We start from the raw sequence: 13,137 nt of genomic DNA on the forward strand, positions 1-13,137 counted from the left end.
CTTCAAGGCGCTTATCTAGATGTTCACGCGCCAAAGTGGACACTTCGCTACGGCGATCCCCACTTAGCGCAATCAATCGATCAAGCTGTGGTGGCTTTAGAGAGCGAAGATCGCCCTTAGCAGGATGTGTCTCGGCGTGGGCGGAACAACGTTGTTTTCCTGTGTGGGACGCTCAGTCGTGACCCAATGTTCATATCCCGCTTCAAGCGTCTCGGTAAGTTCCGTGCAACCTTGTTCGGCGCCGCAGTTATTGAGGCGGCCGGCTTGGAAGCAGTTCCTTATGGCCCTCATGCATAAACCAGAGCACCCGTTTGAGATGACTGCGAAGGGCCTTACGGGCGCGGATGGGCTCTTTGACCGGATCGATACCCAGTACATCCAGCGCCATCTCCTCTTCGCTGGCACTGTCGGCGCAAGCGTCCATGAGCTTCAAATAGAGCTCGAAATGCTTGTCATCATATGCGGTTAGGCTTTCCGACCAGGGGACTTCCGTTGCAATGGTTGGATCAGGCGTTGGGCGCGATCTGCTTTTCATCCATGTCTCGCTTTGGCGATGAACCAGGCCCCCGTTCCAATTCAGAATATCTCCATCTAGCGCACTTTCAACCGTTCTCGGCCTTCTTCGGACAGTGCCCAATCGTTGCATATGGTCGTGGGTTCCAAATTGGCGCGCGGCTGCTCGCGACCAATACATCCTCAACTTGGCGAGGCGATGTAACGCCCGGCTGAACCAGAATGGCGCGGCTATTGAGCATCGCCGATTGGATCGAACCTCTTATTTTAGCTTCGCGATAATCTTGTCTGGATGCTTGCAAGCGTCCATCATGCCGCCGTACATACGCTTAAGGATCTCGCCCATCACCGTACGAGCAGCAAACATTTCCAAACTCGATCTTGCAACTTGAGGCTTTGCGTTACTGCATAGCTGCATTGCACAAAGTGTGTTTGCGCATTGCACAACTTTTAGCCATTAAGCTTACAGCTGATGCACGCGATGGTTTCCTCCCATTCCATCGTATCAGCTGTTCCCCTCTGAAGGTTTTGACTTTACACCTAAAGGGCCTCGGTTTTCCGATGGCCCTTTTTTTTGGCGGTCGCCACGTCGTCAATTGCAACGCGGCGCGATCGCCGGTTCAGCCATCAGACTTTGGAACCATTTCTGCCCGGCCAATCCCTCCCGACAAAAGTCTGATCTTCACCAGCCTTCTACGGGCAAGCGTTCGCGCCAGGAGTTCAAAGCCGCGTCCGTAACATTCGACAATGAAAGCCAATGTCATCAGGTCGAGCAGAAACTCGTCAATCGCATGTGTGAGCGCATCAGACTTTTGTTCGAATTGAAGTAGCAGGGCGCGGGCGTCTTCGATCGCGGCGTGGCAATCGTCTGCGTCAAGCAGGGAATTGATCCTGTCAAAGATCTGCAAGCGTCCTCACTTTTCGGAAGCCACACTCAGCATCGAACGCCGCTGATGAGTGAGTTTCCAACAAAAGAACAGGGTAACGTTTCGCGAAAAATCGCTCGGCAGCGCGTCGAACGAGCATGATGCCTCAAATGACATGTGAATTCCGGCTCACCAACATGTCGTCGAAGGCGAGTGAGCCGGCCCATGTCTGCGTCCCGGCCGCCAGACCACTGGTCAGGAGGAACTGTGGCCACATCGTCGGAGACAAATGGGTCCATCTATTCTTCCAGCCGCCACGGTTCAGCCTAGATTACATGGGAAGCGACAATAACGGAAAGCAAAGGATCGCAAAATGAGTAGGGTGGCTGGATCAAACGAAGATTTGGCTGCACCAACGACCTTTGGGCCACTTCTGCAGCCCACCTTTCGCTCGATCTGGCTCGCCACGCAGGTTTCAAGCCTCGGCTGGTTGATGCAGACTGTCGCCATCAGCTGGCTGATGGCAACGATCTCGACTTCCGATCTGATGGTTGCGTTGGTTCAGGCTTCATCGAACCTGCCCGCCTTCGTCTTGTCTGTCTTCGCCGGGGCTCTCGCTGACAATTTCAGCCGGCGCCGGGTCATGTTCGCCGGTCGGTGCCTTATGGTGACTGCCTCCGCGATGCTGACCGCATCGGTGGCGCTGGGCTTTGTCAGTCCGTGGATGATCCTCGGCTTCAGCTTCTTGATCGCAAGCGGCGGTGCTCTCAATGATCCGGCCTGGCAAGCGTCGGTTGGCGATATTGTGGATCGACGAGATGTTCCCGCTGCCGTCACCCTGCTTTCTGTTGGATTCAATACCGTCCGGACTGTGGGCCCGGCGCTCGGCGGCATTGTAGTTGCCTCGTTTGGCCTTATGGCGGCATTCGCGGTGACCACGCTCACCTATTTCGTACCCTTGGCCACTATTTGGCGCTGCAAGTGGAAGGTTCGTTCTTCCCCTCTTCCACGCGAGTCGATGAGGACGGCGATCTATGACGGGCTGCGCTTCACGGCGATGTCATCGGAAATCAAGGCCGCGATCGCGCGCGGAACCCTCTTTGGCTTGGCGAGCATCGCCATACTCGCGCTGCTGCCGGTGGTTGTCCGCGACCAGCTGGGAGGAGGCCCGCTCGCCTATGGTGCGCTCATGGCCGGCTTCGGGACCGGAGCCGTCTTCGCTGGCCTCTCCAACAGCCTGTTCAGACGGAGCTTGTCGCAGGAGCGGCTGATGAGGCTCTCCTGCGTCGCCTGCGCGGCGTGCTCACTTTCCCTGGCACTGACAACTTCGATCGGGGTGGCGGCAATTGCACTCGCTTTGGGCGGCGCGGGCTGGGTCACCGCCTGGTCAGGGGTCGGTGTGAGCGTGCAGCTGGCAAGCCCGCGCTGGGTCGTGGGGCGCACCATCTCGATCTACTATGCTTTGATAGATGGTGGCATCGCGCTCGGCAGCTGGGTGTGGGGCACGGTGGCCGAAAACCATTCGCTGGCCCTGGCGCTGGAGGGTTCCGCTGCCTCCCTGATGTTCGTCGCTGCAGCCGGCGTTCTGTTTCCTCTTCGCGAGCGCCGCGACTCAGAGCCCGATCCTCTGGAGGAATTCGATGCCCCGGCTGTCGCTCTCAATCTGAAGCCGAGAAGCGGCCCGATCGTGGTCAAGATCGAATATCTGATAGCCGAGAGAAATGTCGAGGCCTTCCTCGACCTCATGCGGCAGCGGCGTCATGTACACAGCCGCGTCGGTGCTCGGAACTGGACGCTCCAGCGCAACCTTCAGAAGCCTATGCAGTGGACAGAAACGTTCCGAACGCCGACCTGGACCGACTACCTTCGCCTCAATCATCGTCTCACGGAAGTAGACAAGGAACTGGACGAGCGTGTCTTCCAGTTACACGCGGGAGAGAAAGCGCCTCAAATGACGCTTTCGATTGAGCGGCCGACAAGCTCGGCCCGGAAACCCGACCAGTCAATCCTTCACCTTCCCCGTCATTGAAGCCTGACCTTCCCATATCTGGGCATCAGCGATCGTTAAAGATCCGGGTGATGGATGAGAATCTCGGCGGCATCCGTGTCGTGCGTGCCTTCGCCGCGCAGCCGCACGAGCTGGAAAAGTTCGACCGCCCCAAGCAGGACGCGCCTTGATCTCGCCAATGAGCGCGTTGACATCCGTGTCGGCAACACCAGCGCCATGAATTTCTCGTTCCTGACCGCCATGGGCCTGGTGCTCTGGTTCGGTGGCCAGAAAGTGATCGCAGGTCAAATCAGCGTCGGCACGCTGGCCCTGTTGCTCCCCTTCATGACCATTCTACAGATGCCGGTGCGCTAGCTCGGATTGATGGTCAACTCGTTCGCGCGCGCCTCGACCTGCGGCACGCGGCTGTTCGAGTTGCTCGACGCCGAACTTGACATCGAGGACGCGGCGGGCGCCAGGGATCTCGTCGTCACCGACGGCGTGCTGCGCTTCGACAATGTCGGTTTCTGCTACGCGGGCTCGGGCGACCGCCCGACGCTCTCCGGCATCTCCTTCGAGGCGAGCAATGCATCGCCGTCTAGGCAAGGCGAATGCTCCGGACTTCCCAGCCTTTCTTGCCTTGCCCGCATTCGACAAACACCTTCTGTCCCGCCACCAGCACGCTGAGCCCTGAGCGCGTCAGGGCGCTGGCATGAACGAAGACGTCCTTCTCACCGTTGTCAGGAGCAATGAAGCCGAAGCCCTTTTCGGGTTTGTACCACTTGACCGTGCCCCCGCTCTCCAGCTGCGCACCGGTTTCAACGAAGGTCCCTCCAGCGACGCGCGTATGTGACGGAGTTTTCGCGCGGTGATCGCCGATCTCCAGCACCTGCGCGACTTGATGACCTTTTGGACTTTTTTCGACCGTGATCTTGAGAGGCGTTCCCGCGGCAACATCCCGGCTTCCGGCCGCCTCTAACACTCGCACGTGCAGATAGGCCTCCGTGCCGTCCGACAGTTTGACGAAGCCAAAACCCTTGCTGACTGTGAACCACAATACCTCCGCATCGACAGGATCTGCCGTCACGGTCGGCGGGCGCTGAAAATAGCTTGGCTCGGAAGTCCGTTCCGAAAAGGAAACGGGGTCATCGTCATAGCGATGCCGGCGTGGCTCGCGATGGTCTCGATATTTGCCCATGATCATCTCGAGTGGCATGGATGGCGCACTGCGCTACCGTCAAGATAATCTCAATCGGGCGACGCGTTTATGTCAAAAAGGCCGTGAAGACCGCAGCTGTGCCCGGCCTATCGGCCGAACCCTTTGAAACTAGATTCATTTCCCCTGAAACAATAGTGCCGGCGAGTCGATTTACTGACTCGCATAGGTTGTGTTGGAGCGAGAGTGCGATGATGCTGGCGCGGGCGCACTGGAAGGGCTTTATCAGGCATTGCGGAAAGCCTGCTCCGGGTTTCTTCAAAAGGAACCGAACGGCGGGTCGACGACCATTTGCGCCGGCTCCAGGCCACGGGGCAGGCCTGACCGTGCATGATCATCATCTCCAGCGTCACGCCCAGCGTCGACGCCAAACCGTGGAGAACCATGCCGCGCTGTCGCCGACGAGAACAACGTCGCAATGTCGATCGACGAGCTTTGAATCGGCGCACTCAATGGGCCTCCTTCCCCAAGCACGGATGTCGCGTTGGCACTTTTTGTGCAGCTGCGAAGAGCTAAAATCGCCACGACGGGTGGTGTTGACGCGCCGACAATTATCAGACAAAAACGGAATTCAATCGGTTCAGCCGCCTACGCGGCAGGGCTCTGCTCAACGACGTCGGGGACCATGGACGATCGCGCAAAAGGGATTAGGAAAGGCGGAGCTGGAGGCAAGGCCAACGACGTCAATGCGGACTTGATCGCCGTTGTGGTCGCCATGGACAGCAGCGCCCCCTGCGTTCTGACCATCCCGCAGGCAAACGCCCTGCCCTCCGGCCCGTTCGAGCTTGCTCACCGTTCGCTGCAGTCGGGCCTCAGGGGATGGGTGGAACAACAGACCGGCCAGCCGCTCGGCTATATCGAACAGCTCTACACCTTCGCCGATCGCGACAGGGTTGGCGCTGACGACCGCGTGGTCTCTATCAGCTATCTGGCGCTCACCCACCAAGACGAAGCTGGCGACCCGGCCGGGCGACACTGGGGAAGCTGGTACGACTATTTCCCGTGGGAGGATCACCGCTCCGGCACACCGGCGGTCGTGTTGGACGAATTGCGGCCGCGCCTGATGGAATGGGCGGATGGCACTGACGACGGTACGACACGCCTCGACCGACGACGGCGGGCGGCGATCGCCTTCGGCTTTGACGACCGCCCTTGGAACGAGGAACTCGCGCTTCAACGTTATGAGCTGCTCTACGAAGCCGCCCTGGTGGAGGAAGCAATACGCGCCGGACATTCCGCTGCGCCCACCTCGGTGTCGGGCAGATCGATGATCGCCGATCATCGTCGCATCCTGGCGACCGGCATTGCGCGGCTGCGCTCCAAGATCAAATACCGGCCGGTCGTATTCGAACTGATGCCGCCGGTCTTCACGCTTTTGCAGCTGCAGCGCACCGTGGAGGCGCTTGCCGGCAGGCTCGTGCGTAAGCCGAACTTTCGCCGGCTGATCGAGCAGCAGGAGCTGGTCGAGGAGACCGGTGAGACAACCTCGGAAACCGGCGGCCGGCCGGCGCAACTTTATCGCTTCCGTCACGCCGTTCTCGACGAGAGGGTGATAGCCGGAACAAAATTGCCGCTCTCGCGGGCTTGACCCGCCTTGCGCCAGCAGCCCTGAGGATGTCGCGGACGGCTTGGCCCTTGTGAGAACCGGGATTGTCGAGAATGACGATGTCGCCCGGCTTCAGTGTTTTGTTGAGTTCGGTTTCGACATAGACGCGAAAGGCCTGCGTATTGATGGGTCCGTCAATGACCCAAGGCGCCTCCACCCGATCATGCCGCAGCGCGGTGATGAAGGTCATCGTCTTCCAATGGCCATATGGTGCGTGGGCCATCAGCCGCTTGCCGCGCACACCCCAGCCGCGCAACGGCGCCATGTTGGTCTTGACCCATGTTTCATCCAGGGAGACCGGGCGCGTAGGGTCAATGCGGGTCTGATAGTGCATCCATTGCGCACGCCCGCGCATCAGCTTTGGCTTGAGCTGCTCGGCCGGCAGAACGGTTTTTTTGAAGCTCTTGCCCTCGCGGTGCAGGAAGCGACCGACGCTCGCAGGAGACCACGTTCAGCCAGTGCCGCCGTCAATTGATGAAGCGTCATGTTGGCATCTCGCTCAACCTCGCCCAGGACGAAAGCACGGTGCTCCCCGTCGATCAGGCCGATGACCACCCATCTTGCCGGGTGCCGCACTGCCACGGCGACGCTTGCGGCCTCGGGCGTTTCCTGGGCGAAGGCGGTGGCGATGAAAGCCGAGACGACGCCACAGACTGGGCTGGCGGATAGTAGTTCGCGAGTCAGCCACGGTAGCGGTCGCTACGAAGCGCGCAGCACTTTGTCATCGGTACATTCCGTCCCATGCCTGAAATGAGCAGTGCAGCCATGTCGCCTCCTCCGCAGTCACCGTGGCGAAAGCAATCCTTCCGCTGCCACACGGACCTAATGTCGCCTGGCACTAGCTTGCTTCAGCAAACCACTTAGCGCAATTCTCAGGAGCTACCGTGCCCGCACCGCAGGCGAGGTCCGGGGAGGCTTGCTCACTCAGTTTCCCATTCTGGAAAGTCGCGTTCTTGCCAACGCGCATATTCGAGATATTCTCTCGCAATCGCCTCTACAAGATCTTGTTGGAGCTCTTTGCGAAGGCACGGCATTTCGCTGATTGCCAAGCTGTGCTCTCTCGCAAAACGAATGGCGCAACGATATCCGTCAACGTCTTCCAAAGTGGGACGGACTGCATCTTCCTTCCACTGATCCGCAAGTTCCTGCAGCAATGAAGGTTGTCCTTCTCTTGTGACAAACATGTCTGTGACCCGACGCTTGGCTCTCTCCAGAAAGGCGTCCGAGTTGCCGAGCCGCAACCGCCTTACATGCCACCGAAAAGCGCCATCCCAATGCTGACTCGCGCCATTAAATTGAGAAGGGAGATCGAACCGCCTTCGAGGATGAGCCCCGGCTGGGAACTACGCTCATCCACTTGCATTATCAGCTTACGATGGGCGGTCTCGGCGTCGATTATGCCCGCGGTTAGCGGGCGCGAATCCAAGTAGATCCGCTGGGTAGATTGCAGTTCGGAATCCGAGGGACGCCCGCTGCCGGTGGCGATTTGAGGACAGCATTGTACACGATCCAGCGCAATGACCGGCCATCCGGTCTCTCGTGCAATTTGGATTGCCGCGTCTGTTTTGCCGCTGCAGGTCGGCCCGTAAATCAAATAGATTAGCATGTGTATGCCGCTTAGGTTATCGGAACTAACCGCCCCCCAAGCACAAGATACTCGGTAGGCTTTCACCGGACTTGTCGCAAACATTTTGACAAGCGGCGATTATGCCCTGAAACGACGCCATTTTCGAACTTTGTGAAGTCCGAAAGGGCGCAAGCAGCCCGTTCTGGTCGTTCAGTCCAGTCACCAACGCCTCTGTTTGACGTTTGACGACGGTCCACTTAGCACATCTCATGCCGACCGTGACGCAACGCGGCACCGCAGGATGGTGACCTCGTTGTCTCCGGCAAAAGATCCTTGCGCGTCTTGGGTTAATCGAGGCGGCGGCGCACGGGCGCCTTATTGTCTCGGAACATGGCCAGGAAGGCGGCTGATCAACAAAAGTGGAAGACGGTGTCCCGACGACCTCACCGATTTGTGAGGCGACCGAGGATCTGCCCGACATCGTCGATCTCGTCCTCGAGGTGGGCCGTGTGCCGGCCGCGCCGCCAAAGCCTCCTCCCCTGCCGGTCCGGCTGGAAGCCTCGTCGAAACGGCACAGGAGTACACCAAAGCCGCCAGCGCGCAAACACACAGACCGCCGGCGGAAGGATTTGGCGCTTTTTGCGTGGCGTCCGCTCCGATTCCCCGGAAGGGCAGCTGGCTGCTGTTTTCTGGGCACTCGCTGCGCATCGCCGCTGCGCAACGCCGAACTGGACATCGAGCGGCTACGCGATGAACCGCATGGTCTGCCATTGTGAGGCTCTTGCTCGACACTAATGGCCTCTCCGAGGTGACGAGGCCGAGCCCTGACGCGCGCGTGCTGGAATGGATCACGGGCTCGATGAAGACCGCTCATTTATCAGCGTTGTGTCGATCGCCGAGATCCGGCGCGGCGCTGCCCTCATGGACAAAGGTCGGAAACGTGACGCACTGGCCGGATGGCTCGCCCGGGACCTGCCGCAGCGCTTCGAGCCGAGAGTCCTGCCCGTGGAAAACTGGTTGTCCTGGCCTGGGCGACCTGACGGGCCTCGCGAAGCGGCGTGGCCGCGGTCTGTCATCGATGGACGGGCTGATTGCAGCCACCGCGATTTCCTGACCCATCACATGGCGGGGATATTCATGCGCTGACGGCGAAACACCCAGATGCCCCGCACCTACCACGATCAATATGGAAACGCCTCGGTGGCAGCCACGAGGTCGATGTCATTGAAGAGGAGATGAAATAGGCGGATCAGCTCTGCTTTTCGCATCCTTGACGCGCGCTTCATGACAGGCCTCGGCCGAGGGCGTCGAGTTTAGCTTCCGGTTGGATGCTTGCCCTCACCTGTGGCTATGCCTACGGCCATCCCGATCGAGAAAAGCATCGAACGCGGCAGCGACAGCGCGAATTACAAAGCGATGCTCCCGCCGTACGCGGACAAAACCGTTTTCGAAGTCCACTATCCCGTCCTCGGCCAGCATCGCCAAGCGTTCAGCTGAATCGAGAAGACGGATCGGATCAGATCCGTGGGCGGCACAGATTGCCTGCACATCGGCCTCGAGATCGCACATTAGTCGCTCGATAATTGCGGCTCGCACGCGGTCGTCGTCGGTGAGGCGATAGCCCTTTGACGTCGCCAGACGGCCAGCTGCGATGTGCTGGATGTAGGAATCCCGTGTAACTTCGTTTTGGACGTACCCCTCGCCGACGCGGCCGATAGCCGACGCGCCGAAACCGATCAGGGTTCTGCAGGTGGTGGCCGAGTAGCCCAGCGAGTTACGCCGCAGGCGACCCGTTTTCTGTGCCAGCGCGAGCTCGTCGTCCGGCAAGGCGAAATGGTCGAGTCCGATCTCGCGGTAGCCGGCGGCAATCAGCGTCGCGGCCACGGCCGCATACTGTTCGGCGCGGGCAGCGCTGCCCGGAAGAACTGCCTCCTCGATGAGGCGCTGATTCTTTATAAGCGACGGGATGTGCGCATAGCCGAACACCGCAAGCCGATCGGGGCGCATTGCGACCGCCGCCCTCGCGGTCTCAACGCAGGACTGCACCGTTTGATGCGGGAGACCGAAGATGAGGTCGAAGTTGATGCGGCTTACTCCATGCCGGCGCAGCATTTCCACGGCAGCCGACGTCTGCGCCTCACTCTGAACCCGGTTGATTGCTTTTTGAACAATGGGATCGAAGCTCTGCACGCCGAGACTCACACGGTTCACGCCGGCTGCTCCTAAGGCCTCGGCCATCTCGGCCGTGAACGTGCGCGGATCAATCTCGACGGCAACCGTAGCTGTTTTCGTGAGAGCGAAGCGGCGTCGCAGGAACTCCATCAGAGCCAGGAACTCGGCTGGTCCTATGAGAGACGGCGTTCCGCCGCCGAAATGCATGTCGCTCACGGGCAGCGTCTGCGGCGCTCGCTCCGAGACCAAACGGATCTCGTCACGCAGGGCCGCCAGATAGTTGAGGATCGGCGCATCATGGCGGGTGATGGTGGTGGGGAAGCCACAATACCAGCAAGCTGATCGGCAGAACGGAACGTGGAAATAGAGCGACACCGGATGGTCAGCCGGCAGGTTCCTGAGCCATTCCTCATAAGCCTCGGCGCTGACCGCCCCAGAGAACTCCGACACAGTCGGATAGATAGTGTACCAAGGCAGGCCGGCCTCGCGATATTTTGTGGTCTGCAACAGTTACCGTCCCATGCTGATAACCGCCAACCTTACCGCTGCGCTCGCCTGTGTCTTTGCGCTATGTCAGTCCGTTCCGCTTTGGGCTCGAAACTTGTATTTCTCAGCAATAGCGGCCGTTCAGTCTTGGCTGGACGGTCAGCGACTGGCCATGGCTGTTCCCGCCGCGACCCTCACGCGCACCGTTTGGTTCCACCATCCCTTCCCTTCAGCCTGGGCCTGGTCGACTAGATTCTGCTGAGCGCGGCTGCCGCATCCAACGAGATAACACGGCGTTGGGACCGGACTTTGCTCGCCAGCTAGCGCAGCCCCATAGTGATCTCTGGCATCTCGATGAGCTCGTTGTGTGAATTGCTGGCAAAGAGCACTAGCTGTGGCGCGCCGTCTATCAGGACGAGAGGCTGCTCGACGCGACCGTCAGGTCGGCCGCAATGCCAAGGCCGGCGCGCCTACTGACTCCGTGGTGGAGGCAAGGCTGCGCGTCAGCGCGTGATTACCGATCATCGCGCTCGCCAAAATGACGGCGTCGTACCGAGCGGTGCCGCCGCATGATGTCTCAACGTCGGGGCTCACAGCAAACAAAGCTGTCGCCATTGAACGAAACTGTCGCGAAGCGAACAGACGAACCGTAGCCGAAACGTTTGCCGTTCGTGCTTGGGTTGATCCGCAAGGCAAAAAGGAAGGAAGAGCGAACCAAGGTCCGCCGGCACACTTGAGCTTCAAGCCGCAGCTGCGTCGTCAGGATGGCACGTCATTTGCAGTAGAAGCCTTTGTGACGGCCCGCCCACAACTAGCGGAGATGACGGGGATGATTTGTACAGAAATGTTGGATGGAGTCGTTTCGGCGATTATTATTTTTGTAATAACAATCGCATGTTTGTAACAATAACACCCAATAATATTCTCAATTTCTGATGAATATCTGGCGTGACGAGCGCATCAAAACTGCTCAAATTCAACTCGATGCGCATCGTTATCGACTGTTTCCTTAGCAAGAGTTCATCACTGACGTCCATTCCTTTTACTCTTTGAACGGAGATCAACAATGAACATTAGGAGCCTCCTCCTCGGCTCAACTGCGGCACTGATTGCCGTTTCCGACGCTCGCGCCGTGACCGCCGTTGCCGAGCCTGACCCGACTGAGTACGTTAAAGTCTGCGACGTCTACGGCTCGGGCTACGTCTACATTTCAGGCACTGAGACCTGCGTGCGCATCGGCGGCTATGTCCGTTACGACGTCGGCTTGGGCCATGTCGGATTGGTTGATCACGCAAGAACCTCGGATGTGAGGACTGGTGAGGATCAGGGCACATGGCAAAACAACACGCGCTTCACATTGAAAACTTGGACCGGCCAGGAGACCGAACTCGGCACGTTGAAGACCTACACCGAAACCCGCATGAACTTCGGCAACCGCGGCGCTTCGGTTTCGGACAGTTCTCGGCCCTATGCCTTCAACGGAGACAGCACCTTGACTTTCGCCTGGATTCAGCTTGGTGGCCTCCGAGTTGGTAAGGACTGGTCGGCCTTCGACATGTTTATTGGCGGCGCAGGTGACGTACTCAACCAGACGCCGGTTCCGTACGGCCCTTTCGATACCAATGTGGTTCAGTACTACTTCGACGCCGGGAACGGCTTTTCGGCCGTGGTTTCGCTCGAAGAAGGCTCGGGCGTGGTCGGCACAATCGACAGCTACGCACCGCACGTAGTCGGCGGCTTGAAATACACACATGGCTGGGGCGCGATCACCGGCGTTGCCGCTTATGATAGCAACTACGAATCGGTGGCCGCCAAGGTCCGTGTCGACATCAATGTCACCAACGAACTGTTGCTGTTCGGAATGCTCGGCTACGGTTCCAACGGCAAGCTCAACGACGACTCCACGAACGCCATCGACGCTCATGGTCGCGGCTTCTATAAGAGTTGGGGCGGGAACTGGGCTTTCTGGGCTGGCGCCACTTACAAGCTCAACGAGACAACTTCGTTCAACCTTCAGCTCTCCGGTGATCAGCTCAAGAACCATGGTGTCGCTGCAAACGTCGCCTATGCGTTTCTTCCAGATTTCACAGTTACGGCGGAACTCGACTATGGCCGATACGGTAACTTCGCCGTCGGCAAGGTGGACGGCGCTTCCAACATGAATTGGACCAACGCCAACAAGAAGAGCAGTGTCGGCGGAATCCTGCGTTTCGAACGCTCATTCTAACGGATGAAAGGGCGCTGAGGCAGGCATCGCATGTACTTGTCGTCGGCGGATCGGACTCCAGTGGGGGTGCCGGAATCGCGCGCGATATCGAGACGCTCTCCTCCATGGGCGTGCGCAGCTGCCTTGCCGTCACTGCGGTGACGGTGCAACACACGACAGCGTCACGGACATCCTTCATCTGCAACCCGGTCTGGTGGCCGATCAGATGCGTGCAGCGATCTCGCGGGCGTCGCGGCGTAGTGAGCGCGGGCGCGGCCGTGATGATCGTGGCGGGAGGGAGAGGTAAGGAGCGTCTTTCCTTTGAGAATTCGCGTTTACGGGTACCCACGATGCACAACGGGCGAGTTTTTCAAAGAGGCGCGTCCTCCTTCGAAGCGCTTCGGAGGGCCAGGCTCTAGGCTCGCCCCGAGCCCCTGCGTAGCCTGCGGGGGAGCTGGGTCTCGGCCCATCCGGGTAACGATCCTTCGCGCGGCTATGGAAACGATCGCATTTGCCGA

Annotated in this window: 8 protein-coding genes and 6 pseudogenes; 7 read left to right on the forward strand and 7 right to left on the reverse strand. The window is 59.3% G+C overall.

The window, feature by feature from the left end; translation table 11 throughout:
* Positions 1-247: 247 nt before the first annotated feature.
* Positions 248-535, reverse strand: coding sequence for a hypothetical protein (locus NKI54_RS29110; protein ID WP_081726247.1), 288 nt, complete (start codon positions 533-535; stop codon positions 248-250).
* A 598-nt stretch (positions 536-1,133) separates the two neighbouring features.
* Positions 1,134-1,421, reverse strand: a complete 288-nt coding sequence (locus tag NKI54_RS29115; protein WP_352567760.1) for a hypothetical protein — start codon at positions 1,419-1,421, stop codon at positions 1,134-1,136.
* 331 nt (positions 1,422-1,752) lie between these two features.
* Between NKI54_RS29115 and NKI54_RS29120 the strand changes: the two genes are divergently transcribed.
* Both NKI54_RS29120 and NKI54_RS29125 read left to right on the forward strand, forming a co-directional pair.
* Positions 1,753-3,408: an MFS transporter gene (locus NKI54_RS29120; protein WP_352693085.1), complete on the forward strand. Its 1,656-nt coding sequence runs from the start codon at positions 1,753-1,755 to the stop codon at positions 3,406-3,408.
* 32 nt (positions 3,409-3,440) lie between these two features.
* Positions 3,441-3,990 (forward strand): annotated as a pseudogene (locus NKI54_RS29125) (ABC transporter transmembrane domain-containing protein); the annotation flags it as partial.
* Here the strand turns inward: NKI54_RS29125 and NKI54_RS29130 are convergent.
* Both NKI54_RS29130 and NKI54_RS29135 read right to left on the reverse strand, forming a co-directional pair.
* On the reverse strand, positions 3,965-4,582 hold the full coding sequence (locus NKI54_RS29130; RefSeq protein ID WP_352693087.1) for a cold-shock protein: 618 nt from the start codon (positions 4,580-4,582) through the stop codon (positions 3,965-3,967). The pseudogene NKI54_RS29125 and the gene NKI54_RS29130 sit on opposite strands and share 26 nt — an antisense overlap.
* Before the next feature lie 261 nt (positions 4,583-4,843).
* Positions 4,844-5,060, reverse strand: a pseudogene (locus tag NKI54_RS29135) (3-methyl-2-oxobutanoate hydroxymethyltransferase); the annotation flags it as partial.
* A 147-nt stretch (positions 5,061-5,207) separates the two neighbouring features.
* Between NKI54_RS29135 and NKI54_RS29140 the strand changes: the two are divergent.
* Positions 5,208-6,170 (forward strand): NUDIX hydrolase, encoded by a 963-nt coding sequence (locus NKI54_RS29140; protein WP_352693089.1) that lies wholly within the window; start codon positions 5,208-5,210, stop codon positions 6,168-6,170.
* Between the two features lie 73 nt (positions 6,171-6,243).
* On the opposite strand, the pseudogene NKI54_RS29145 reads toward NKI54_RS29140, so the two are convergent.
* Together NKI54_RS29145 and NKI54_RS29150 are read right to left on the reverse strand one after the other, a co-directional pair.
* Positions 6,244-6,543, reverse strand: a pseudogene (locus NKI54_RS29145) (transposase); the annotation flags it as partial.
* Positions 6,544-7,108: 565 nt separating this feature from the next.
* Positions 7,109-7,878 (reverse strand): annotated as a pseudogene (locus NKI54_RS29150) (isopentenyl transferase family protein).
* Between the two features lie 649 nt (positions 7,879-8,527).
* Here NKI54_RS29150 and NKI54_RS29155 point away from each other — a divergent pair.
* A pseudogene (locus NKI54_RS29155) lies at positions 8,528-8,866 on the forward strand (PIN domain-containing protein); the annotation flags it as partial.
* 227 nt (positions 8,867-9,093) lie between these two features.
* Here the strand turns inward: NKI54_RS29155 and hemN are convergent.
* The gene (hemN, locus tag NKI54_RS29160; RefSeq protein WP_352693091.1) at positions 9,094-10,434 is read right to left on the reverse strand and encodes an oxygen-independent coproporphyrinogen III oxidase; all 1,341 of its coding nucleotides are present in this window, start codon (positions 10,432-10,434) and stop codon (positions 9,094-9,096) included.
* 517 nt (positions 10,435-10,951) lie between these two features.
* On the opposite strand from hemN, the gene NKI54_RS29165 reads away from it, so the two are divergent.
* The 3 genes and pseudogenes from NKI54_RS29165 to NKI54_RS36560 all read left to right on the forward strand — a co-directional run.
* On the forward strand, positions 10,952-11,317 hold the full coding sequence (locus NKI54_RS29165) for a hypothetical protein (RefSeq protein WP_352693093.1): 366 nt from the start codon (positions 10,952-10,954) through the stop codon (positions 11,315-11,317).
* Positions 11,318-11,479: 162 nt separating this feature from the next.
* On the forward strand, positions 11,480-12,640 hold the full coding sequence (locus NKI54_RS29170) for a porin (protein WP_352693095.1): 1,161 nt from the start codon (positions 11,480-11,482) through the stop codon (positions 12,638-12,640).
* Between the two features lie 14 nt (positions 12,641-12,654).
* Positions 12,655-12,863: pseudogene (locus NKI54_RS36560) on the forward strand (bifunctional hydroxymethylpyrimidine kinase/phosphomethylpyrimidine kinase); the annotation flags it as partial.
* Positions 12,864-13,137: the final 274 nt, after the last annotated feature.

It is taken from the genome of Mesorhizobium sp. M0663 (assembly GCF_040320585.1).
GTDB lineage: Bacteria > Pseudomonadota > Alphaproteobacteria > Rhizobiales > Rhizobiaceae > Mesorhizobium.

Coding starts and splice junctions, on each gene's coding strand:
- NKI54_RS29120 (WP_352693085.1), top strand. CDS start 1,753: ATGAGTAGGGTGGCTGGATCAAACGAAGATTTGGCTGCACCAACGACC.
- NKI54_RS29130 (WP_352693087.1), bottom strand. CDS start 4,582: ATGCCACTCGAGATGATCATGGGCAAATATCGAGACCATCGCGAGCCA.
- NKI54_RS29140 (WP_352693089.1), top strand. CDS start 5,208: ATGGACGATCGCGCAAAAGGGATTAGGAAAGGCGGAGCTGGAGGCAAG.
- NKI54_RS29110 (WP_081726247.1), bottom strand. CDS start 535: ATGAAAAGCAGATCGCGCCCAACGCCTGATCCAACCATTGCAACGGAA.
- NKI54_RS29165 (WP_352693093.1), top strand. CDS start 10,952: ATGACGGCGTCGTACCGAGCGGTGCCGCCGCATGATGTCTCAACGTCG.
- NKI54_RS29170 (WP_352693095.1), top strand. CDS start 11,480: ATGAACATTAGGAGCCTCCTCCTCGGCTCAACTGCGGCACTGATTGCC.